This is a genomic window from Leptospira terpstrae serovar Hualin str. LT 11-33 = ATCC 700639 (assembly GCF_000332495.1).
Classification (GTDB): Bacteria; Spirochaetota; Leptospiria; order Leptospirales; family Leptospiraceae; genus Leptospira_A; species Leptospira_A terpstrae.
This window is the reverse complement of the sequence record NZ_AOGW02000010.1, coordinates 224,438-243,082: the sequence shown is the minus strand read 5'-3', so window position 1 is coordinate 243,082 and position 18,645 is coordinate 224,438. Positions and strand designations below refer to the sequence as shown.

The 18,645-nt window shown below is 42.2% G+C and carries 34 protein-coding genes; all 34 read right to left on the bottom strand.

Translation table 11 applies throughout. The features are described from left to right. Positions 1-49 precede the first annotated feature (49 nt). The 34 genes from rplQ to rpsL all read right to left on the bottom strand — a co-directional run bounded on the left by rplQ (position 50) and on the right by rpsL (position 18,602). Positions 50-565, bottom strand: coding sequence for a 50S ribosomal protein L17 (rplQ, locus tag LEP1GSC203_RS09565; protein WP_039937689.1), 516 nt, complete (start codon positions 563-565; stop codon positions 50-52). A 1-nt stretch (position 566) separates the two neighbouring features. Then, a complete protein-coding gene (locus LEP1GSC203_RS09560; protein ID WP_002974165.1) occupies positions 567-1,544 on the bottom strand; it encodes a DNA-directed RNA polymerase subunit alpha in 978 nt (325 codons plus the stop codon). 25 nt (positions 1,545-1,569) lie between these two features. Continuing rightward, positions 1,570-2,202 (bottom strand): 30S ribosomal protein S4, encoded by a 633-nt coding sequence (gene rpsD, locus LEP1GSC203_RS09555; protein WP_002974505.1) that lies wholly within the window; start codon positions 2,200-2,202, stop codon positions 1,570-1,572. Positions 2,203-2,211: 9 nt separating this feature from the next. Continuing rightward, positions 2,212-2,625 carry a 30S ribosomal protein S11 gene (gene rpsK / locus LEP1GSC203_RS09550; RefSeq protein ID WP_002974369.1) on the bottom strand — a complete coding sequence of 138 codons (414 nt, stop codon included), beginning with the start codon at positions 2,623-2,625 and terminating at the stop codon, positions 2,212-2,214. A gap of 11 nt (positions 2,626-2,636) precedes the next feature. After that, complete coding sequence (gene rpsM / locus LEP1GSC203_RS09545) at positions 2,637-3,017, bottom strand: 30S ribosomal protein S13 (protein ID WP_039937686.1); 381 nt, start codon at positions 3,015-3,017, stop codon at positions 2,637-2,639. Between the two features lie 6 nt (positions 3,018-3,023). Next, a complete protein-coding gene (gene rpmJ, locus LEP1GSC203_RS19590; protein ID WP_002974084.1) occupies positions 3,024-3,137 on the bottom strand; it encodes a 50S ribosomal protein L36 in 114 nt (37 codons plus the stop codon). Between the two features lie 9 nt (positions 3,138-3,146). Then, positions 3,147-3,365 (bottom strand): translation initiation factor IF-1, encoded by a 219-nt coding sequence (gene infA, locus LEP1GSC203_RS19585; RefSeq protein ID WP_012476295.1) that lies wholly within the window; start codon positions 3,363-3,365, stop codon positions 3,147-3,149. A gap of 10 nt (positions 3,366-3,375) precedes the next feature. Continuing rightward, on the bottom strand, positions 3,376-3,939 hold the full coding sequence (locus LEP1GSC203_RS09540) for an adenylate kinase (RefSeq protein ID WP_002973886.1): 564 nt from the start codon (positions 3,937-3,939) through the stop codon (positions 3,376-3,378). Between the two features lie 3 nt (positions 3,940-3,942). Next, positions 3,943-5,322, bottom strand: coding sequence for a preprotein translocase subunit SecY (gene secY / locus LEP1GSC203_RS09535; RefSeq protein WP_002974039.1), 1,380 nt, complete (start codon positions 5,320-5,322; stop codon positions 3,943-3,945). 3 nt (positions 5,323-5,325) lie between these two features. Next, positions 5,326-5,862 carry a 50S ribosomal protein L15 gene (rplO, locus tag LEP1GSC203_RS09530; protein WP_002974171.1) on the bottom strand — a complete coding sequence of 179 codons (537 nt, stop codon included), beginning with the start codon at positions 5,860-5,862 and terminating at the stop codon, positions 5,326-5,328. Between the two features lie 4 nt (positions 5,863-5,866). Next, positions 5,867-6,046: a 50S ribosomal protein L30 gene (gene rpmD, locus LEP1GSC203_RS09525; protein ID WP_002974048.1), complete on the bottom strand. Its 180-nt coding sequence runs from the start codon at positions 6,044-6,046 to the stop codon at positions 5,867-5,869. A 14-nt stretch (positions 6,047-6,060) separates the two neighbouring features. Further along, positions 6,061-6,564, bottom strand: a complete 504-nt coding sequence (gene rpsE, locus LEP1GSC203_RS09520) for a 30S ribosomal protein S5 (protein WP_002973816.1) — start codon at positions 6,562-6,564, stop codon at positions 6,061-6,063. A 3-nt stretch (positions 6,565-6,567) separates the two neighbouring features. Continuing rightward, a complete protein-coding gene (gene rplR, locus LEP1GSC203_RS09515; RefSeq protein ID WP_039926661.1) occupies positions 6,568-6,936 on the bottom strand; it encodes a 50S ribosomal protein L18 in 369 nt (122 codons plus the stop codon). A 6-nt stretch (positions 6,937-6,942) separates the two neighbouring features. Then, positions 6,943-7,482 carry a 50S ribosomal protein L6 gene (gene rplF / locus LEP1GSC203_RS09510; RefSeq protein ID WP_002973724.1) on the bottom strand — a complete coding sequence of 180 codons (540 nt, stop codon included), beginning with the start codon at positions 7,480-7,482 and terminating at the stop codon, positions 6,943-6,945. A 14-nt stretch (positions 7,483-7,496) separates the two neighbouring features. Then, positions 7,497-7,895 (bottom strand): 30S ribosomal protein S8, encoded by a 399-nt coding sequence (rpsH, locus tag LEP1GSC203_RS09505; RefSeq protein ID WP_002973604.1) that lies wholly within the window; start codon positions 7,893-7,895, stop codon positions 7,497-7,499. 17 nt (positions 7,896-7,912) lie between these two features. Next, a complete protein-coding gene (locus tag LEP1GSC203_RS19580) occupies positions 7,913-8,098 on the bottom strand; it encodes a type Z 30S ribosomal protein S14 (protein ID WP_012476296.1) in 186 nt (61 codons plus the stop codon). 10 nt (positions 8,099-8,108) lie between these two features. Continuing rightward, complete coding sequence (rplE, locus tag LEP1GSC203_RS09500; RefSeq protein WP_002974124.1) at positions 8,109-8,660, bottom strand: 50S ribosomal protein L5; 552 nt, start codon at positions 8,658-8,660, stop codon at positions 8,109-8,111. A 3-nt stretch (positions 8,661-8,663) separates the two neighbouring features. Continuing rightward, positions 8,664-9,047, bottom strand: a complete 384-nt coding sequence (gene rplX, locus LEP1GSC203_RS09495) for a 50S ribosomal protein L24 (protein WP_002974254.1) — start codon at positions 9,045-9,047, stop codon at positions 8,664-8,666. A 1-nt stretch (position 9,048) separates the two neighbouring features. Further along, positions 9,049-9,441, bottom strand: a complete 393-nt coding sequence (gene rplN / locus LEP1GSC203_RS09490; protein WP_002974152.1) for a 50S ribosomal protein L14 — start codon at positions 9,439-9,441, stop codon at positions 9,049-9,051. Further along, positions 9,438-9,707: a 30S ribosomal protein S17 gene (gene rpsQ / locus LEP1GSC203_RS09485; RefSeq protein ID WP_002973931.1), complete on the bottom strand. Its 270-nt coding sequence runs from the start codon at positions 9,705-9,707 to the stop codon at positions 9,438-9,440. Before rpsQ ends, rplN begins: the two co-directional genes overlap by 4 nt. A gap of 3 nt (positions 9,708-9,710) precedes the next feature. Beyond that, complete coding sequence (gene rpmC, locus LEP1GSC203_RS09480) at positions 9,711-9,983, bottom strand: 50S ribosomal protein L29 (RefSeq protein ID WP_002973697.1); 273 nt, start codon at positions 9,981-9,983, stop codon at positions 9,711-9,713. Beyond that, on the bottom strand, positions 9,980-10,393 hold the full coding sequence (gene rplP / locus LEP1GSC203_RS09475; protein WP_002974545.1) for a 50S ribosomal protein L16: 414 nt from the start codon (positions 10,391-10,393) through the stop codon (positions 9,980-9,982). The genes rpmC and rplP overlap by 4 nt, the downstream gene beginning before the upstream one ends. Positions 10,394-10,415: 22 nt before the next feature. After that, on the bottom strand, positions 10,416-11,096 hold the full coding sequence (gene rpsC, locus LEP1GSC203_RS09470; RefSeq protein ID WP_002974431.1) for a 30S ribosomal protein S3: 681 nt from the start codon (positions 11,094-11,096) through the stop codon (positions 10,416-10,418). A 3-nt stretch (positions 11,097-11,099) separates the two neighbouring features. Continuing rightward, on the bottom strand, positions 11,100-11,450 hold the full coding sequence (rplV, locus tag LEP1GSC203_RS09465; RefSeq protein WP_002974367.1) for a 50S ribosomal protein L22: 351 nt from the start codon (positions 11,448-11,450) through the stop codon (positions 11,100-11,102). An 8-nt stretch (positions 11,451-11,458) separates the two neighbouring features. Next, on the bottom strand, positions 11,459-11,737 hold the full coding sequence (rpsS, locus tag LEP1GSC203_RS09460; protein ID WP_002974021.1) for a 30S ribosomal protein S19: 279 nt from the start codon (positions 11,735-11,737) through the stop codon (positions 11,459-11,461). Positions 11,738-11,750: 13 nt separating this feature from the next. Continuing rightward, positions 11,751-12,587: a 50S ribosomal protein L2 gene (rplB, locus tag LEP1GSC203_RS09455; RefSeq protein WP_002973908.1), complete on the bottom strand. Its 837-nt coding sequence runs from the start codon at positions 12,585-12,587 to the stop codon at positions 11,751-11,753. A 2-nt stretch (positions 12,588-12,589) separates the two neighbouring features. After that, positions 12,590-12,895 (bottom strand): 50S ribosomal protein L23, encoded by a 306-nt coding sequence (locus tag LEP1GSC203_RS09450; RefSeq protein ID WP_002973792.1) that lies wholly within the window; start codon positions 12,893-12,895, stop codon positions 12,590-12,592. A gap of 4 nt (positions 12,896-12,899) precedes the next feature. Beyond that, positions 12,900-13,535 carry a 50S ribosomal protein L4 gene (rplD, locus tag LEP1GSC203_RS09445; RefSeq protein ID WP_002973655.1) on the bottom strand — a complete coding sequence of 212 codons (636 nt, stop codon included), beginning with the start codon at positions 13,533-13,535 and terminating at the stop codon, positions 12,900-12,902. 15 nt (positions 13,536-13,550) lie between these two features. Next, complete coding sequence (rplC, locus tag LEP1GSC203_RS09440; RefSeq protein ID WP_002974191.1) at positions 13,551-14,174, bottom strand: 50S ribosomal protein L3; 624 nt, start codon at positions 14,172-14,174, stop codon at positions 13,551-13,553. Between the two features lie 11 nt (positions 14,175-14,185). Beyond that, positions 14,186-14,494, bottom strand: a complete 309-nt coding sequence (rpsJ, locus tag LEP1GSC203_RS09435; protein ID WP_002974412.1) for a 30S ribosomal protein S10 — start codon at positions 14,492-14,494, stop codon at positions 14,186-14,188. Positions 14,495-14,499: 5 nt separating this feature from the next. After that, entirely contained in the window at positions 14,500-15,705 is a 1,206-nt protein-coding gene (tuf, locus tag LEP1GSC203_RS09430; RefSeq protein ID WP_002974170.1) for an elongation factor Tu, read from the bottom strand. A gap of 49 nt (positions 15,706-15,754) precedes the next feature. Then, the gene (locus tag LEP1GSC203_RS09425; RefSeq protein WP_002974281.1) at positions 15,755-17,662 is read right to left on the bottom strand and encodes an elongation factor G-like protein; all 1,908 of its coding nucleotides are present in this window, start codon (positions 17,660-17,662) and stop codon (positions 15,755-15,757) included. A 76-nt stretch (positions 17,663-17,738) separates the two neighbouring features. After that, entirely contained in the window at positions 17,739-18,212 is a 474-nt protein-coding gene (gene rpsG / locus LEP1GSC203_RS09420; protein WP_002973638.1) for a 30S ribosomal protein S7, read from the bottom strand. A 15-nt stretch (positions 18,213-18,227) separates the two neighbouring features. Then, a complete protein-coding gene (rpsL, locus tag LEP1GSC203_RS09415; RefSeq protein ID WP_004783543.1) occupies positions 18,228-18,602 on the bottom strand; it encodes a 30S ribosomal protein S12 in 375 nt (124 codons plus the stop codon). Positions 18,603-18,645: the final 43 nt, after the last annotated feature.

Genomic DNA, 18,645 nt, shown 5'->3' with positions numbered 1-18,645 from the left:
CCTACTCGTTTGAGTAGGCTCTGTTCCCAATCAGAAAAGTCTAGGTATCTTATTTAGAAGCTACTTTTTCTTTTTTGACTTTTTTGGGTTTTTCTTCTTTCTTAGCGGGTTTTTTTTCTTCGCGTTTTGCCTTTGTTTCTGCTTTTAACTCATCTTGAGTTTTGCGATCCACAAGTTCCAAAATTCCCATGGCGGTGTTGTCAGAAGGACGGTTTACCAAACGAATGATTCGAGTGTATCCACCTACTCTTTCTGCATAACGATTTGCCAAATCTTTCAAAAGTTTTGTTACGATTTCCTGGTCACCTAAATGGCTATAAAGATATCGTGTATTGTGCAGGATTGCTGCATTTTTCTTTTGTTCATCAAGATTGGCAAGGTTAGCATCTAAGTTGCGTTTTGCTCTCGTGATGATTCGTTCTGCATAAGAACGAGCTACCTTCAATTTCGCAACGGAAGATTCAATCCTTTCGTGACGAAGAAGAGAGATAACCATATTTTGAATCATAGCTTTTCTATGATCTGCGGATCTGTTGAGTTGTTTAACTTTATTACGTTTGTTCATCTTAAAAATCTCTCATACCGAACGAAAGTCCCATAGAGGAAAGTTTTGCTTTTAACTCTTGTAAACTTTGTTCGCTGAAATGTTTTGATTTAGTCATTTCGTCTTCTGATCTCTTAACGAGTTCTCCAATGAAGTCAATTTCCAAACTGCGAAGAACGTTAGTAGAACGAACAGATAGTTCCAATTCTTCCACATGTTTAGATAAAGCTGCTTTTAGTTTTTCGTCAGCTTCATCCAACTCTTCTTCTTCTTCTTCAATTTCTTCTTCAAAGTTAATGAAAACAGTTAGGTGATCTTTTAAAATTTTCGCTGCTTGCGCTACCGCATCTTCTGGAGATACAGAACCGTCAGTCCAAACTTCCATAGTCAGTTTTTCGTAATCAGACCGTTGTGCTACACGTGTTTCCGATACTTCAAACAATACTTTTTGGATTGGTGAAAAGATAGAATCGATTGGAATTGTTCCCAAAACTTCGATATCTTTCTTTTTGTCCTCAGCAGGAACGTAACCACGTCCTCTTTGGATTTCCAAATCCATAATCAAATTTGCATCCTCATTGAGAGTTGCAATATGAAGGTCTGGATTCATGATTTCAATAGAAGAATCTACAGCGAGATCCGCTGCACGAAAATAACCTGCACCTTTTAGTTCTAAGTGGATTACTTTACTTGCTTCTTTGTCTTCAGGCTCGTATTTGATTCGAACTTGTTTTAAGTTAAGAATGATACGAGTAACGTCTTCTGCAACACCTTCGATATAAGAGAACTCATGTGAGACTCCTTCAATTCGAATCGCGGAAATTGCCGCTCCTTCGATAGAGGACATAAGCGTACGACGAAGGGAGTTACCGATCGTTGTACCAATTCCTCTTTCGAAAGGTTCTGCAACAAACTTACCATAGTTTGGTGTATTCACATCGGTAGTGAATTCGATTTTTTTGGGTCTTTTGAAACCTTTTAATAAATTCTTTGGAGACAATGTCGTATCCTTCTTCTCTAAATTCTTACTTCGAGTACAACTCTACGATTACCTGTTCTTTCACAGGGATATCAATATGATCTCTTGTTGGAAGTGATAACACTTCTCCGGAGAACTTGGTATAATCTACACTGACCCAAGAAGCAGTACGATTGATTGCTTGAGCTAGTTTGATATTTTCTTCAATAAACGGAGACTTTTGGAATTTCTCACGAATTTCGATTTTATCACCTATGTTCACTCGGTAAGAACAGATGTCTACTCGGTGGCCATTGACTAAGATATGTCTGTGTGCAACAAAGTTACGTGCTTGTCTTCGAGTCACAGCAAAACCCATACGATAAAGAACGTTATCCAATCTTCTTTCGAGGAATTGAAGTAGGTTCTCACCAGGAATCCCTGGAGTGTGTGTTGCTTCTTCAAAGTATCTACGGAATTGTTTTTCAAGAACTCCGTAAGCGCGTTTTACTTTTTGTTTTTCACGAAGCTGCGCTCCGTATTCAGTAACCTTTCCTTTTTTCTTTGGAGGAAGACCTGGTGGGTACTTTCTCTTTTCAAGGGAAGATTTTTCTTTATGTAATGTATGACTATTTTTGAGAAAGAGGTTAAGCCCCTCTCTTCTCATCAATTTAACAACTGGACCTCTGTAACGTGCCATATATAATTCCTACACCCTTCTTCTTTTTCGTGGTCGGCACCCATTGTGAGGGAGCGGAGTTACGTCTTTAATGAGCTTAATTGCAAGCCCTTTCGTAGTTAAAGAACGGATGGCAGATTCTCTTCCAATTCCTGGACCAGAAACCATCACATCAACTTCGGAAAGACCAGAAGCTTCAATTGCTTTTTCGGCAGCATTGGTAGCTGCTACTTGTGCAGCATAGGGAGTGGATTTTTTTGATCCACGAAATCCCATCATTCCAGAAGAAGACCAAGAAAGAACGTTTCCAACCATATCTGTAATCGATACAATTGTATTGTTAAACGAAGCTTGGATATATACCTTACCTCGAGGAACGTTCTTCTTTTCTTTTTTCTTAACCTTTTTGGTATCTTTTTTATTTTTAGCGTCTTTTTCAGCCATGGATCAATCCTCTATTTACCTGGTGCCTTTTTCTTGTTGGCAACAGTCTTCTTGACACCCTTACGGGTTCTAGCGTTGGTTCTTGTTCTTTGTCCGTTGACTGGAAGTCCTCGTCTGTGACGGAAACCTCTGTAACAACCTACGTCCATCAATCGTTTGATGTTAAGGTTAACTTCAGAACGAAGATCCCCTTCTACCTGGTATGATTCTTCAATGACTCGTCGGATCGCGGCTTCTTGTTCGTCCGAAAGGTCCTTCACCCTGATAGATTCGTCAATTCCTGCTTTTTTCAGGATATTTTGAGAGGATGTCTTACCAATACCAAATACGTATGTAAGACCGATCACTATTCTTTTGTTTGATGGTAAATCAACACCCGCGATACGTGCCATATCTTTCTATCTTTGCCTTTGTTTGTGTTTTGGGTTCGTGCAAATCACTCGGATTACACCTTTTCTGCGAATGACTTTGCATTCTGGACAGATTTTTTTAACTGATGCTCTAACTTTCATTATAGTTCCCTATTTCTTTCTGTAAGTGATTCGGCCCTTGGTTAAGTCATAAGGAGAAAGCTCTACAGTAACCTTATCGCCGGGTAATATACGGATATAATGCATACGCATTTTTCCCGAAATGTGTGCTAGAACCTTGTGACCGTTCTCCAGTTCCACACGGAACATGGCATTCGGTAACGGTTCTAAAACGGTTCCGTCGATGGTGATTGCTTCTTCCTTAGCCAGGGTCTATCTCCTACTGGATCGATTTTAAAATAGTGTTAGTGATTTCTTCCATACTTCCCAAACCATTGATTTGCCGAAGGATCCCAGAGCCTTTATAAAAGTCTATCAGGGGCAACGTCTTGGTGTTGTAAGTATGCAGACGGTTTTTGATGGTCTCTTCGTTGTCATCCGAGCGTCCTTCTTTGATCGCTCTACCTAGCAACCGTTTGACGAGTTCTTCGTCAGGAACGTCTAGGTTGACAACGGAGTCGAGCTCCATGCGGAGCTCTTTGAGGATTTCCGAGAGAGCCTTTGCTTGCTCCACCGTCCTAGGAAATCCATCCAGAATGAATCCATTCGCACAATCAGATTCGACCAAACGGTCGCGAATTATGCCTATAACGACAGCATCTGGAACAAGGTCTCCAGCGTCCATATATTTTTTTGCTTCAATCCCCATAGGGGTTCCGTTTTTTACGGCAGCTCGGAGTATGTCTCCAGTAGAGATTTGAGGAATTTGGTATTTCTCTTTGATGATATCAGCTTGGGTCCCTTTTCCAGCACCTGGAGGGCCCATAAAAATGAGTCTCTTCATTCGTTACACTCTTCCCTTGATTTTAGTCTTCTTCATGAATCCTTCGTAATTTCTCATAAGGAGTTGGGCTTCGATTTGTTTTAAAGTTTCCAGAGCCACACCCACCATAATGAGAAGAGAAGTTCCTCCGAAAGTATACACTAAGGTTCCCCCACCGGTGTTAGAACCGAGGTTTAAAAACTTAATGATGAGATACGGAGCAAGAGCAAGACCAGCAAGGAAAAGAGCACCCGGTAGGGTGATTCGATTCAAGATTTTCTCAATCATATCTTTTGTTTGGCTTCCTGGACGAACTCCTGGAATGAACCCACCATATTTTTTCAAGTTATCAGCTAGTTCCTGTGGATTGAACTGAATCGCTGTATAAAAATACGCAAAGAAAATGATTAGAGATGTATAAATCACATAGTAAAAAAGGGCATGATACCAAATTTGTGAAAATGGATTAAAATAGTCCATAATCACTGCCCAACCTGCCCACTGACCACCCTTAGATGATAACCACTGAACAATTGTTTGTGGAAATAAAATCAAAGAGGATGCAAAGATAATTGGCATTACATTGGCACTGTTTACTTTAAAAGGAATGGACTGGCTACGAGCCTGAACCATCTTTCTACCCACCATTTGTTTTCCATAATTTAACGGAACCCGGCGAACCCCTTGGGTTAAAATCACTGTGAGTGAGATGAGAACAATAAAAATGATGATCAGGATAAGAATGCTAAGAGCATCTGAAGTATCGGAAGTGAACATGGCAATGAGCGCTTCCGGCATACGGCCAATAATCCCTGCAAAAATAATGAGAGAGATTCCGTTTCCAATTCCACGTTCCGTAATCTGTTCCCCAAGCCAAATAAGAAGTACGGTTCCCGTAGTGATGGATAACATCGCAATCGGTAAAAAGTAACCTTCCACGGATGGATTGATTAGACCAGGATACTTTGCTTGGGCCGTTCCTGATCCAGTAGACCAAGAATTTGCCAATTGGATCACCGCAAGTGACTGGATTGCACAAAGGATGAGGGTTCCATACTTAGTGTACTGTTGGATTTTTTTTCTGCCTTCTTCTCCTTCCTTTTGCATTTTTTGCAAACTAGGAATGAGAACCATAACTAATTGCATAATGATGGAGGAAGAGATATAAGGCATAATCCCAAGTGCAAAAATAGAAAATTTGAGAAGAGCACCACCTGCAAACAAATCCACCATTCCGAGGAAACCTTCACTCGGATCGGCAGTAATGCCCGTTACGATCAAACTATTGATACCAGGAATGGTTACGTGAGTTCCCATTCTAAAAAGTAACAACATACCGATCGTAAATAGGATTTTAGATCTTAATTCCGGGATTCGAAAGATGTTAGCGATGGTTTGAAACATAGGTTATCTAGTTTTTTTCTCTTCTTTTTTCTTTTCTCTAATGATGACTTTTCCACCCGCTTTTTCAATTTTCTCTTTTGCAGAGGCAGAAAAAGCATCTACCGTAATGGTAATGGCTTGGGTCACTTCTCCAGTACCGAGTAACTTGATAGGTCCTACTTCGGACTTAATCAAACTCTTGGCTTTGAGAATGGCAGGAGTTACTTCCCCAGAAAGACCCGCTTTCGCTAAGGAGATCAAATTGACTGGTTGGAATTCCACAGAGAAAATATTAGTAAAACCACGTTTTGGCAAACGTTTGTGGAGAGGCATCTGTCCACCTTCGAAACCGCGTTTCATGGAAGATGCACGAGCTCTTTGTCCTTTGGAACCACGAGTGGAAGTTTTTCCCATCCCGGATCCTGGACCTTGTCCCACACGTTTCGGAGAGGTTGTTGCACCTTCCGGAACGGGAACCAAGTTTTTGTTTCCTAGAGATGTGGATTTTTTCGGACGTTTTGCACCGAATCCACGACCTTGTTCAATTCTGTCTTGTGCCATACAATTATACCTTTTCCACTTTCAACAAGTAACCTACTTGTCGTAACATCCCTTTCAATTGGGGAGTCATTTTGTGTTTTTTGGATTGACCTTTCTTTTTAAGGCCGAGTGCAATGAGAGTTTTTTTGTGCATCGGAATGATGCCAATAGAACTTCTTTCTTGCGTTACGATCACTTCTTCCATAGTCAGATTCCTTTTTATAGATCTTGCCCAAACAAGTGTTTGAGGCTGACACCACGTCGTTTTACCGCCATTGACGGTGTTTCCAACTGTTGTAATGCATCCATAGTCGCTTTCACAATGTTCATCGGGTTTGAAGAACCCCATGACTTAGTCAAAACATCTTGGATTCCTGCTCTTTCCAAAACGGAACGAACAGAAGCTCCGGCGATGATCCCCGTTCCCGGAGAAGCTGGCTTCAAAATCACTCGAGCGGATTTGAACTGTCCCACAACATCATGAGGAACGGTATGACCGATATAGTGAATGGATTTTAAATTCTTTTTTGCCGATTCAATGGACTTTCGGATTGCATCTGGAACTTCATTCGCCTTTCCAAATCCAATTCCTACTTTTCCTTTAGAGTCACCAACAACTGAAAGTGCGTTGAAGGAGAAACGACGTCCCCCCTTCACTACTTTGGCAACTCGGTCGATTTTAACGACCTTCTCAGTAAATTCTTTTGTTTCTTCTTCTAACATCATTTAGAACTCCAATCCACCTTCGCGGGCAGAATCAGCAAAAGCGGCAATTCTTCCATGGTAAACCATTCCAGAACGGTCGAGAACCACTTGGGAAACTCCTGCTTTTTTCGCCTTATCAGCGACTACTTTACCGAGTTCGGTCGCTGCCGATTTACTCTTCTTTGAATTTTCATGTTTCGGAAAATCTTTCTCTAAAGTGGTTGCATAAACAAGTGTTACACCTTTCGCATCATCAATGATTTGCGCCGTGAGGTAACGGTTTGTTTTGTTGAAAACCAACCGAGGTCTTTCCGATGTAGAGCGGAGTTTGTATCTAACTCGTTCCGCTCGTCTCAATCTTTTCGTATTTTTAGCTGTCTTGTTGATCATGACGTTCTACTTCTTACCGGTCTTTCCGGCCTTTCTACGGATGTATTCGTTCTGATATTTGATCCCTTTCCCTTTATACGGTTCAGGAGGTCTTTTAGAACGAATGTCAGCCGCAACTTGTCCAACCAGTTGTCGGTCAATTCCCGATACTTTGATTTTTAGCTGATCTGCGACATCAATTTTGATACCTGTAGGTTCAGGGAAAACCACTTCGTGTGAATAACCAAGAGCCATCACTAGATCTTTACCGCGTTTTTGTGCACGATAACCAACCCCTGTGATTTCTAAGTTTTTTTCCCAACCAGTAGTGACACCTTTTACGCAGTTCATCGCAAGAGAACGAACGAGACCGTGGAGAGCCACTGTCTTTTGGTCTTCACTTTTTCGAGTAAAAACCAACTCGCCGTTTTCAACATTTGCGCTGACACCTTCGTAAAGCGGAGTTTTTAATTCCCCTAAAGGCCCTTTAATCGTAAGAGCCTCAGCTTCTGCTTTCACTTCTACCTTTGCAGGCAATTTGATAATACTTTTTCCAACTCGAGACATGGTGTTATCGTTCTCTAGAATACCTTACAGAGAACTTCCCCTCCTACTCTGAGTTTTCGAGCACGTTTTCCAGTCATCACCCCTTTCGAAGTCGAAAGGATGAGTGTTCCGATGTTATTTCGGAACGGTCTGATTTCTCCGGATTGGATGTAAACTCGACGACCTGGAGTGGATACTCTCTCGATCATACGAATTACCGGTTTCTTTTCCGTGTCGTATTTTAATTTCACTTGGAAGTCATCAAAACTTCCATTTTTTACAGTTTGAACATCATCTACAAAACCTTCTTCTTTGAGAAGATCTAGGATGGATTTTTTGATTTTGCTACCAGGAATCACACAAAGCTCATGTTTAGCTTGTTGTGCGTTTCTGATTCTTGTTAGCATATCTGCGATTGGATCTGAAAGACTCATATCTTACCTTAACCTAATTACCAGGAGGACTTTTTCACACCGGGGATCTGAGCCTTGCTAGCAAGGTCCCGGAAGCAAAGACGACACATATCAAAGCGGCGCAAATAAGCGCGTGATCGACCACAAAGAGGGCAACGATTGTACTCTCTCACTTTGAATTTTTGCTCTTTGGCGTGGCGTTCCATCATTGATTTTTTCGCCATGAATAATCTCCTACTTACCTGCCGAACGGTAAGGCATACCGAAGGCTTGGAATAATTCGAACGCTTCTTTGTCCACTTCCGTGTTCGTTACGAAAGTGATATTGATCCCGTAGATCGTATTGATTTTATCAAAATGAATCTCAGGGAAGATGATCTGTTCTCTTACGGACAGATTGTAATTTCCTCGACCATCGAAACCTTTGGGGTTTACACCGCGAAAGTCACGAACCCGTGGAAGAGCCACGTTAATGAATCTGTCAAGGAACTCATACATATGATGACCACGGAGGGTAACTTTGCAACCAAGCACCATTCCCTCTCTCACTTTGAAACCCGCAATGGACTTCTTAGCGAAAGTTTTTACCGGTCTTTGGCCAGTAATTTGGCCGATTTCTAACAAACAAGCTTCCATCGCTTTTGGGTTGGTGTGAGCTTCGCCCATACCAACGTTGATTACGATTTTTTCCAGTTTGGGAACTCGCATTACACTTTGAAAGCCGAGTGACTTTTGGAGTGTAGGACGGATTTCCTTCTCGTATTTTGATTTAAGCCTAGGTACCATAACTTATACTTCTTTCCCTTCAGGTCGAGTCACTCGTACGGATTTACCATCCTTCTTGGCAAAGCCCAAGCGTACAGCCTTAATTTTCTTCTTAGGCTTCGCTTTGTTCTCTGCTTTTGTGTCGTGAAACATCACATTGGAGATATGGATTGGGAATTCGATTTCGATCGCACCACCTTGAGGGTTCTCTTGGGTTGGTCTTACGAATCTCTTTCTTTTGTTCACACCTTCGATATAAACGCGGTCTTTGCGTTTATCGATAGCGAGAACTTTCCCTTTTTTCCCTTTCTCTTTTCCGGAAATCACAAGAACTTCATCGTCCTTTTTGATTTTCGTTTTTTTGAATTTAGTGGGCTCGGAGCCTCTATATGCTAATTTAGCTGCCATTCTAGAGAACCTCCGGCGCGAGAGATATAATTTTCATGTATTTTTTATCGCGAAGTTCACGGGCAACAGGTCCGAAGATCCTGGTTCCTTTTGGATTCCCTTTGTCATCAATGATGGCAACGGCATTGTCATCGAAACGAATGTAAGTTCCGTCTGGACGACGAACTTCTTTTTTCGTTCTCACAACAACAGCTCTTTGAACCGCTTTGTTATGCACTTTCTTCCCTTGCCCGTCACGAAGACCGTATGCAGGTTGTGCTTCCTTAACAGCGACGATGATTTCGTCACCAAGCGTTGCGTAGCGTTTTTTGGAACCGCCAAGCACTTTTACGCACATGACTTTTTTCACACCCGAGTTATCGGCTACTTGTAAAATAGTTTCTTGTTGGATCATACTAATTTAGCCTTCTCAATTACCTTTACAAGTTTATGGTGTTTCTGTTTAGAAAGTGGTCTTGTTTCCACAGCGATGACTCGATCACCAACTTGACACTCGTTCTTCTCATCGTGAACCTTCACGCGGGAAGTACGGGTCATAATCTTCTTAAACCGTGGGTGCACTTTTCTTGTGATGATTTCGATCACTACGGTTTTATCCATAGAATCGCTCACAACTACACCCTGAATGGTTAAAGACTTTTTAGAGTTTTTATCTTCCATAACCTACTTCTTCTTACCTTTGCTAGTTTTAGCAACTTTCGGAGCCGAACCAGCCTTTGGTGCGATTTGTTTGAGTTTGCCTTTTGCTGTTAATTCCTTCTCACGAAGGACAGTCAATGCTTGGGCAATTCTCTTCTTATGATTGCGGATTAGTTTAGGGTTCTCAAGAGATCTTGTAACACCAAACTGGAATCTTGCTTTTCTAACTTCTTCGGAAGAGGAGAGAATTTCTTTCTTCAAATCTTCTGGAGAAAGTGACTTAAAATCGTCTTTCATAGAACGTTCCTCTTTACAAATGAAGTTTCCACTGGCAGTTTGAAGGCTGCTAAATGAAGAGCTTTTCTTGCTGTTTCTTCATCAATACCCGCCATCTCAAAAAGAACGCGGCCAGGACGGATCTCTGCAATCCAGAATTCCGGGTTACCTTTACCTTTACCCATACGAGTTTCGGCAGGTTTTTTAGTGATAGGAAGATGAGGGAAGATACGGATCCACAATTTCCCACCTCGTTTCACTTGGCGGTTGATAGTAATCCTTGCAGCTTCGATTTGACGCGCTGTAATACGACCGGAAGAAATAGCTTTTAAACCATATTCTCCGAACGCAACGTAAGAACCTCTTTCGTCCTTACCTTTCAAGCGCCCTCTTTGGCGTTTTCTAAATTTTACTCGTTTAGGTGCTAACATTATCGTATCTCTTTAGTACTTCTTAACTCGTTCTACGTTTTACAGCGTATTTGTCTTCATCGGTCTCTTCCTTATTGGTTGGGAAGTAGTCACCAGTATAAGTCCATACCTTCACACCGATCTGACCGAAAGTCGTGAGGGCTTCTTTAAATCCAAAGTCAATTTTGGCACGTAGAGTATGAAGAGGAACTCGTCCTTCCATATACTTTTCTGTTCTTGCCATATCTGCCCCGTTGAGTCGTCCGGAGATTTGAATTTTTACACCTTCCACTCCACCGCGCATCGCACGACGAAGTTCCGCTTTCATCACTCGACGAAATGGCATCCTTTGTTCGATTTGAAGAGCTACCGTTTCAGCAATTGCTTGCGCAATGATTTCCGGTTTCTTCACTTCGATAATGTTCATCCCAATCGGTTTATCAGCAAACTTCTTAAGTTCTTGTTTTACCGCTTCGATGTTTTGGCCTTTTTGACCAATCACCATACCTGGTTTAGAAGTATGGAGGTTCACGTTGATTTTCTCAGGAAATCTTTCGATTATGATCTTAACAACGGATGCGTTTTTAAATTTCTTCTGAAGGAATCTACGGATCTTGATATCTTCGTGAAGATTTTTAATGTAATCTTGTTTGGAATACCAAATTGAATCCCAGTTACGTGTGATTCCGATTCGTAGTCCGATTGGATTTACTTTCTGACCCATAAATTAACTAACCTTCTTTTCGATTTCAGATACTACAACAGTGATGTGGCTCAAACGTTTACGGATCCTAGAAGCACGTCCTCGCGCTCTTGGGCGGAAACGTTTCATGATAGGGCCGTCATCCACATAGATTTTTTTAACGTAGAGTGAACTTGGATCCAAACTTTCATTCATTTGGATGGCGTTCGCCACTGCCGAGTTCAAAAGGTTGATGATCATTGAACTTGCTGCTTTGTTTGTAAAACGCAAAATATCAATCGCTTCCTTGTAATCGTATCCACGAACTTCATCAGCAACCAGGCGAGCTTTTCTGGCAGAAATTCTGAGGTGTTTTCCTACTGCTTTTGCTTCCATCACTCTACCTATTTCTTCGCTACTTTTTTGTCTCCACCGTGACCTTTGAAGGTTCTAGTGGGAGCAAATTCACCGAGTTTGTGACCGATCATGTTTTCGTTTACATATACAGGAACAAACGCTTTGCCGTTATGGATCATTACCGTGTGACCGATCATGTCCGGATAAATGGTACTTCTTCTGGACCAAGACTTGAAGGGAGTTTTTTTCCCTTCAGAGTTTAACTTGGTGATTTTTTTCATGAGGTGGTCGTCAATAAACGGACCTTTTTTTAAGCTTCTAGCCATGATTATCTAGATCCTACCTATTCCTGTTTTTCTTACGTCTTTGGACAATAAAACGGTCAGACGGTCTCGTCTTACGTGTTTTAAATCCTTTCGTAGGTTTACCCCAAGGAGTCACTGGGTGACGACCTCCGGAAGTTCTACCTTCACCACCACCGAGTGGGTGGTCCACAGGGTTCATAACGACCCCTCTTACTTTCGGTCTTTTTCCTAACCAACGGTTACGACCCGCCTTTCCGATAATGACCAAATTATGGTCCTTGTTGGAAAGTTCTCCGATCGTTGCTAAGCACTCTTTACGAACCTTACGGATTTCCGAAGAAGGAAGTTTAAGAGATACATAGTCACCATCTTTAGCGGAGATCACAGCAAAAGATCCTGCTGTGCGTGCGATTTGACCGCCTTTTCCGATATGTAGTTCAATGTTGTGAACGTTTGTTCCTGCAGGGATTTTATCTAAAGGAAGTGTATTTCCAAGTTTGATCTCTGCATTGGGTCCTGATTCAATTTTGTCCCCAACTTTCAGTCCGTTTGGTGCTAAAATGTATCGGTATTCCCCATCAGCGTAACAAATAAGTGCAATAAACGCAGAACGGTTTGGATCATACTCGATTGTTTTTACAGTTGCAGGGATTCCAAATTTATTACGTTTGAAATCGATGATACGGAACTTTCTTTTGTTACGTCCACCTTTGCGTCTAACAGCAATTCGCCCCTTGTTGTCGCGTCCAGCTTTATAAGAAAAGTTAGCTGTAAGCGGTTTGTAAGGAACCACTTCTGTGATTTCTTTGAAATCTAGAACCGAGTAGAAGCGGCTAGATTGCGTAGTGGGTTTAAGTTTTCTAATTCCCATAATTAAACCTTAGCAAAATCCAAATTTGCTCCGTCAGCAAACGTCACTACGGCTTTTTTGTAGTGAGGTCTTGGGGACGGCATGTTTCTAAAACGTTTCATTTTCCCACGGTAAACGGCAACGTTTACAGCAGTTGGAACAACGTTATACATTTGTTTCAGAGCCTGTTTGATCAAAGTTTTGTTCGCATCCGGGTGGACTTTGAACGTATACTTGACAGTTCTTTTTCCCATACGTTCTCCAATTGTTTGAAGGTCTTGCGACTTTTCTGTAACAACCGGTGATAAGATTACATTCTCTAGGTTCACTGTCTTATCCTTTCTTAGAATACTGTGCCTGAAGCTCTTTTAAAGCGCTTTCAGAGATTACTAAATTGTTATTATAGAGGATGTCTCGGCAAACGACTCGTTTGCTGTTCACATATTTGAGGTTCTCTATATTGCGAGTGGATTTTTTGAGGAATTGGTTTTCACCAGCTACCACAAAACCCACGTTACCCTTCTCTGCAATTTCCATGTTCTTCAAAATGTTGTAGATGGATTTTGTAGAGTAAGAAGAAGGTTCTACGTCTTCTATGATCGCGATTCTGTTTTCTTCTGCCTTTTTGTTAAGGATGGAGAGAACAGCCTTTTTCTTTACGCTGCGTGACAAGTTAGAGGAATAATCTCTTGGTTTTGGTCCATGAATGATACCACCACCAACGAAATGAGGAGCTCTAATGGATCCTTGTCTTGCACGACCAGTTCCTTTTTGAGCCCAAGGTTTGATTCCCCCACCGCGAACTTCAGAACGATCCTTAGTAGAATGTGTTCCTTGTCGATTGTTCGCATTTTCAGCTTTTACCGCATCATAGATGGCTCCAAGCGAAATGCCGGTAGCAAATAATTCTGCCGGAAGTTCCACTTCGCTTACGAATACGCCTTCTTTATTGTATTTACGCGCTTTCATGTTCTACCTATCTATTTATCCGATTTTTTCTATCGTAACGATTCCGCGTTCTCTTCCTGGAACCGGACCGGATACAAATACCAAGTTGGCGTCTGCATCAATTTTAACTACTTTCAGGTTTCGAACAGTGCTCTGTTCAGAACCCATTCTTCCGCCCATTTTCAAACCCTTGAACACTCGTCCAGGAGTTGTGTTGGAACCAATGGAACCTGGGTGTCTTTGGAATCTGGAACCGTGTCCAGCAGGACCACCAGCAAATCCATGGCGTTTTACAACACCTTGAGTTCCCTTTCCCTTAGAAGTTCCGGTTACCTTCACCGTGTCGTTCAAAGCAAATACATCAGCCAGTTTTACTTCTGCGCCAACTGCTACATCTTCAAAACCTTTGAATTCAATCAGAGTTTTTTTCGGAGCTGCAATATTTGCTTTTTTTATGTGTCCAACTTCGGCCTTCGTCATGTGTTTTTCCTTGGCATCACCAAATGCTAGTTGAACGGCTTCATAACCGTCATTAGCAGATGTTTTTACCTGGGACACAAAACAAGGACCCACGCGTAAAACAGTTACAGTAACCATTTTACCTTCGTTATTGAATATGTGGGCCATGCCCAATTTTTCGCCGATTAAACCTTTAGCCATGGATCCTATCCTTAGGATTTAATATCTACGGAAACTCCAGCAGGGAGTTGAAGCTTCATCAGGGCTTCTACCGTATCTTCATTCGTATTTAAAATATCGATGAGTCTCTTGTGAGTTCTCATTTCAAATTGTTCTCTAGCTTTTTTATTCACGTGCGGAGAACGTAATACCGTGTAGATTTCTTTTTTCGTTGGAAGCGGGATTGGACCGGAGACAGTAGCTCCGGTCCTCTTCGCAGTCGCAACGATTTCAAAGGTTGATTGGTCAATCAACCGATGATCGAAAGCTTTTAACTTAACGCGAATTCTTTGTCCAGCCATTGCGATTACTCAACGATCTCCGCAACAACACCAGAACCAATCGTTCTTCCACCCTCACGGATAGCGAACTTCAAACCTTGGTCCATAGCGATTGGGTGGATAAGTTCGATAGACATCGTAACGTTATCTCCCGGCATAACCATCTCCATTCCACCAGGAAGGTTACAAACACCAGTAATGTCAGTAGTTCTGAAGTAGAATTGAGGACGGTAGTTGTTAAAGAATGGAGTATGACGTCCACCTTCGTCTTTTGTAAGAACGTAAACTTCCGCTTTAAATTTTCTGTGTGGTGTGATAGTACCCGGTTTCGCAAGAACTTGACCTCTTTCGATGTCTTCTTTTTTCGTTCCGCGAAGGAGTGCACCAATGTTGTCACCAGCTTCTGCTTGATCGAGTAGTTTACGGAACATTTCAATACCAGTAACCACTGATTTTGAAGTATCACGAATACCAACGATTTCGATCTCGTCGTTGATCTTAAGAACACCTTGCTCCACACGACCAGTTGCAACAGTTCCACGACCAGTGATTGAGAATACGTCCTCAACTGGCATAAGGAAAGGTTTATCAACAATACGTGTAGGGTTTGGAACGTAAGTATCAACTGCTTCCATTAGTTTCAAAATGGATTTCATACCAAGATCAGAATCTTCACCTTCCAGTGCTTTTAATGCAGAACCAGAGATGAAAGGTGTTTTATCACCAGGGAAGTTGTATTTGTTAAGAAGGTCTTTGATTTCCTCTTTAACCATCTCCACCATATCGTCTCTTTCATCTGCAGCAAGCATGTCCGCTTTGTTTAGGTAAACCACGATGTAAGGAACCCCTACTTGACGAGCAAGAAGGATGTGTTCTTTAGTTTGTGGCATAGCACCGTCAGTTGCAGATACTACGAGAATCGCAGCGTCCATCTGAGCAGCACCAGTAATCATGTTTTTTACATAGTCCGCGTGTCCCGGGCAATCTACGTGTGCGTAGTGACGGTTAGGAGTTTCATATTCCTGGTGAGACGTTGCAATAGTAATCCCACGAGCCTTTTCTTCGGGCGCGTTGTCGATTTGGTCGTAAGCAATCGCTTTGTTTTTTCCACCCACTAACTTCGCAAGCGTTGTTGTGATCGCTGCTGTTAGGGTTGTTTTACCGTGGTCAACGTGACCAATTGTTCCGATGTTTAAGTGTGGTTTTGAACGGTCAAATTTTTCTTTAGCCATTGTTAGAATCTACTCCTCAATCGTGGTGCAAGACCCGATCCTCGGTTCTTTACTCCTTTAAAACTGCATAAAATTCAGAGGTAAAAGCAGTCCTTTCCCAAGAAATGCCAATCCCTTTGGTCATGTTTCTAAGAGCCCCTGAAAAGCCAAGCAGGTTTTGGGCCGGTGCATTGGCTTTTAAGTGACTCTTCCCTGCCACAGCTTCCCAGATGGATTCCACCTTGGCATTTCTGCGACTTAGATCAGAAAGAACTACACCTAAGTGGTCCGCGTCCACCATCACATCCACTTCCGTGAGGGGTCCGACCAAGTATGTGTTTGATGGAAACAATTCCTTTACGCCCGCAAGTATCGCAACTTTCAGTAACGTTAAAGTGGTTTGCAAATCCCCCTTTGGCATCTCATAAGAGAGAATGCGAAACCTGAGACCGGCAACTTCCTCACCGTAAAACCCGTGTAAGCAGGCTTCCAGAAAGGATGTTTCTATCGAATTTTTTACTTCTTCCGGAAGACTTACCTCGAAGGCAATTTGCTTCGAAAAGTCGGCAGTATCTTCCAGGACTGCGATGAGCGCGCCGCTTGACTTTTGGTCTTCAAAGGCACGATGCTCTAGGGCAACCTTATGAGACATTTTTTTTAGAAGCTCTATTTTGGCAATGTTTATCGAACTGAAATTGAGTTTTTTTTCCGTTCTTTCCCGAATTCTGCGGATTCCAATCTCCAAATGCAGTTCCCCGCGCCCAAAGAGTACCAATTGTCCGGTATCTTCTTTATTTTGCAGCTGGTAACCTGGATCTTCCCAAGTTAACTCTTCTAAGCGACATAACCAAAACTCTTTTTCATCCGAATGTTCTGGTTCGATGACAACGGAAAATGGGCTGGGGATTCGATCCGAGGGATTCGTGTCTTTGGGACCTTCCCCATTGGTTCGGAATTGTAGGCGTTTTCCCGGATGGGAAATAAGACCCGAATTTTCTTTCAGTAGAACAAGTTTTCCGGGCTGCAATGTCGAAATGGGATCCAAGGTTTCTGGATCAACAAAGGAAAATCCACCTTCCTCATAAAACACAGGTAGGATAGTTTTTTTAGCAAATCCATCTAGAGCTTTCGTTGTGATTTCGGAAGTTGGATAGACTACAGAATATCTACCAAACTCTTCGTTTGTCCGCCTAGAGAGAACTAAGACGGGGATGCCCTCTTCTAACAAAGGTTCCTTTGGTTCTGTCCAAAGAACTAAATCCAAAAGTTCCCTGACCCCTTCCCCTGTTTTGGCAGAACCTCCGTAGACAGGATAAAGTTTACCTTCCTTGGGTCCTGTATGAAGGCCGATCATAGTAAAGTCAGTTTGGCCTGAAGTGTCATTCCAGGAAGAAATCATGAGATCATCATTCCAGGAGATCAATTCCTCTTTTACCGCTTTGGGAAATCGGGTAGGAGCTTTTAGGTAGTATTCCATTTTCCCTTCCGGATCCCTTTGAAAGAGAGTGACAGGTGCCTCGCCAAGAATTTCCTCTAGCGACACTAGTGTATCCAAATACTCTTCCCCAAACCGGTCCAGTTTGTTGATAAAGAAAACCATAGGAACCTTTGCCAAAAGGAGCTCTTCCATCACAAGTCGAGCTTGGGACTGGACTACAGAGCCTGCTTCTAAAACAACAATGGCAGTTTCCATCGCAGGCAAAAGGTCTGTCACTTGGTTCCGAAAATCGATATGGCCAGGAGTGTCTACAATTTGGATTTGATATTCGCCGAAAGTTGTTTTCCAAGGGATGGAATGGAAGGTAGTGCGAATCGAGATTCCTCTTTCGATCTCCTCTTGTAAACTATCGGATTCCGTATTTCCGTCTTCTATGGATCCCACTGCAGAAATCTTCCCTGCCTCGAACAAAATTCGTTCGGTGAGGGTTGTTTTCCCGGAATCTATATGAGCAAATATTCCAACGGTTCGAAATTTCATATGGTTTTATAATGAAAAAATAAAAAAGCCAGGTGAACCACCTGGCTTGTCAATGATTGGAATCGAATGAATGAGCTTACCAGCGGTAATGCGAGAAAGCTTTGTTGGCGTCTGCCATCTTTCTGATATCTTCTTTCTTCTTGATTGCAGATCCAGTTCCTTTTTGAGCTTCCATAAACTCTGCAGCCAATTTATTCTTCATTGATTTTTCGTTTCTATCACGGCTATAACGGATAAGCCAACGAATTCCTAGGGCAAGTCGTCTTTCTGGACGAACTTCAATAGGTACTTGGTAAGTTACACCACCTACACGGCGGGATTTTACTTCCACTTGTGGTTTTGCATTTTCCAAAGCTTCTTGGAAAACTGTAAACGGGTCTTGGCCAGTTTTTTTAGCAATCACTTCTAAAGCATCGTAGAACACTGCTTCTGCGACACTCTTTTTACCATCTACCATTAGGCAGTTGATAAACTTAGAAATCACTTTGTCATTATATTTAGGATCGCCTTCAATGTGGCGTGGTTCAACTTTTCCTCTTCTTCTTGACATATACCTTAACTCCGATTACGCTTTAGGACGCTTAGCGCCGTATTTAGAACGTCCCTTACGACGTTTGTCTACACCGAGTGTATCCAGTGTTCCACGAATGATATGATAACGAACCCCTGGTAAATCTTTTACCCTTCCCCCACGGATGAGAACCACGTTGTGTTCTTGGAGGTTGTGTCCTTCCCCTGGAATGTAAGCAGTGACTTCAATTCCTGTGGTAAGGCGAACCCTTGCTACTTTACGAAGAGCTGAGTTCGGTTTTTTAGGAGTAAAAGTCATTACCCGTGTGCAAACCCCACGTCTTTGTGGGCATGCCTTTAGGGCAGGAGATTTAGTTCTTTTCTTTTGGTCTTCTCTTCCGATTCGGATGAGCTGGTTAATTGTAGGCATTCGATTCCTTCTTCTACTTCTCTGTCTTTAAAAAAATAATGAC

Coding starts and splice junctions, on each gene's coding strand:
- rpsK (WP_002974369.1), bottom strand. CDS start 2,625: ATGGCTGAAAAAGACGCTAAAAATAAAAAAGATACCAAAAAGGTTAAG.
- rpsQ (WP_002973931.1), bottom strand. CDS start 9,707: ATGGAAGATAAAAACTCTAAAAAGTCTTTAACCATTCAGGGTGTAGTT.
- rpmJ (WP_002974084.1), bottom strand. CDS start 3,137: ATGAAAGTTAGAGCATCAGTTAAAAAAATCTGTCCAGAATGCAAAGTC.
- rplP (WP_002974545.1), bottom strand. CDS start 10,393: ATGTTAGCACCTAAACGAGTAAAATTTAGAAAACGCCAAAGAGGGCGC.
- rplB (WP_002973908.1), bottom strand. CDS start 12,587: ATGGGAATTAGAAAACTTAAACCCACTACGCAATCTAGCCGCTTCTAC.
- tuf (WP_002974170.1), bottom strand. CDS start 15,705: ATGGCTAAAGAAAAATTTGACCGTTCAAAACCACACTTAAACATCGGA.
- LEP1GSC203_RS09540 (WP_002973886.1), bottom strand. CDS start 3,939: ATGAAGAGACTCATTTTTATGGGCCCTCCAGGTGCTGGAAAAGGGACC.
- rplD (WP_002973655.1), bottom strand. CDS start 13,535: ATGAAAGCGCGTAAATACAATAAAGAAGGCGTATTCGTAAGCGAAGTG.
- rpsJ (WP_002974412.1), bottom strand. CDS start 14,494: ATGGCTGGACAAAGAATTCGCGTTAAGTTAAAAGCTTTCGATCATCGG.
- rplE (WP_002974124.1), bottom strand. CDS start 8,660: ATGGTACCTAGGCTTAAATCAAAATACGAGAAGGAAATCCGTCCTACA.
- rplC (WP_002974191.1), bottom strand. CDS start 14,174: ATGGCTAAAGGTTTAATCGGCGAAAAATTGGGCATGGCCCACATATTC.
- rplV (WP_002974367.1), bottom strand. CDS start 11,450: ATGGAAGCAAAAGCAGTAGGAAAACACCTCAGAATTTCTGCCAGAAAA.
- rpsG (WP_002973638.1), bottom strand. CDS start 18,212: ATGTCAAGAAGAAGAGGAAAAGTTGAACCACGCCACATTGAAGGCGAT.
- secY (WP_002974039.1), bottom strand. CDS start 5,322: ATGTTTCAAACCATCGCTAACATCTTTCGAATCCCGGAATTAAGATCT.
- rpmC (WP_002973697.1), bottom strand. CDS start 9,983: ATGAAAGACGATTTTAAGTCACTTTCTCCAGAAGATTTGAAGAAAGAA.
- rplO (WP_002974171.1), bottom strand. CDS start 5,862: ATGGCACAAGACAGAATTGAACAAGGTCGTGGATTCGGTGCAAAACGT.
- rpsD (WP_002974505.1), bottom strand. CDS start 2,202: ATGGCACGTTACAGAGGTCCAGTTGTTAAATTGATGAGAAGAGAGGGG.
- rplR (WP_039926661.1), bottom strand. CDS start 6,936: ATGATCAACAAGACAGCTAAAAATACGAAAAGATTGAGACGAGCGGAA.
- rpsH (WP_002973604.1), bottom strand. CDS start 7,895: ATGAGTCTTTCAGATCCAATCGCAGATATGCTAACAAGAATCAGAAAC.
- rplQ (WP_039937689.1), bottom strand. CDS start 565: ATGAACAAACGTAATAAAGTTAAACAACTCAACAGATCCGCAGATCAT.
- rplN (WP_002974152.1), bottom strand. CDS start 9,441: ATGATCCAACAAGAAACTATTTTACAAGTAGCCGATAACTCGGGTGTG.
- rpmD (WP_002974048.1), bottom strand. CDS start 6,046: ATGGAAGAAGTGATCGTAACGCAAGAAAGAAGTTCTATTGGCATCATT.
- rpsS (WP_002974021.1), bottom strand. CDS start 11,737: ATGGCTAGAAGCTTAAAAAAAGGTCCGTTTATTGACGACCACCTCATG.
- rpsM (WP_039937686.1), bottom strand. CDS start 3,017: ATGGCACGTATCGCGGGTGTTGATTTACCATCAAACAAAAGAATAGTG.
- rpsL (WP_004783543.1), bottom strand. CDS start 18,602: ATGCCTACAATTAACCAGCTCATCCGAATCGGAAGAGAAGACCAAAAG.
- rpsC (WP_002974431.1), bottom strand. CDS start 11,096: ATGGGTCAGAAAGTAAATCCAATCGGACTACGAATCGGAATCACACGT.
- LEP1GSC203_RS19580 (WP_012476296.1), bottom strand. CDS start 8,098: ATGGCGAAAAAATCAATGATGGAACGCCACGCCAAAGAGCAAAAATTC.
- LEP1GSC203_RS09425 (WP_002974281.1), bottom strand. CDS start 17,662: ATGAAATTTCGAACCGTTGGAATATTTGCTCATATAGATTCCGGGAAA.
- rplX (WP_002974254.1), bottom strand. CDS start 9,047: ATGGCAGCTAAATTAGCATATAGAGGCTCCGAGCCCACTAAATTCAAA.
- rpsE (WP_002973816.1), bottom strand. CDS start 6,564: ATGTTAGAAGAAGAAACAAAAGAATTTACTGAGAAGGTCGTTAAAATC.
- rplF (WP_002973724.1), bottom strand. CDS start 7,482: ATGTCTCGAGTTGGAAAAAGTATTATCAAATTGCCTGCAAAGGTAGAA.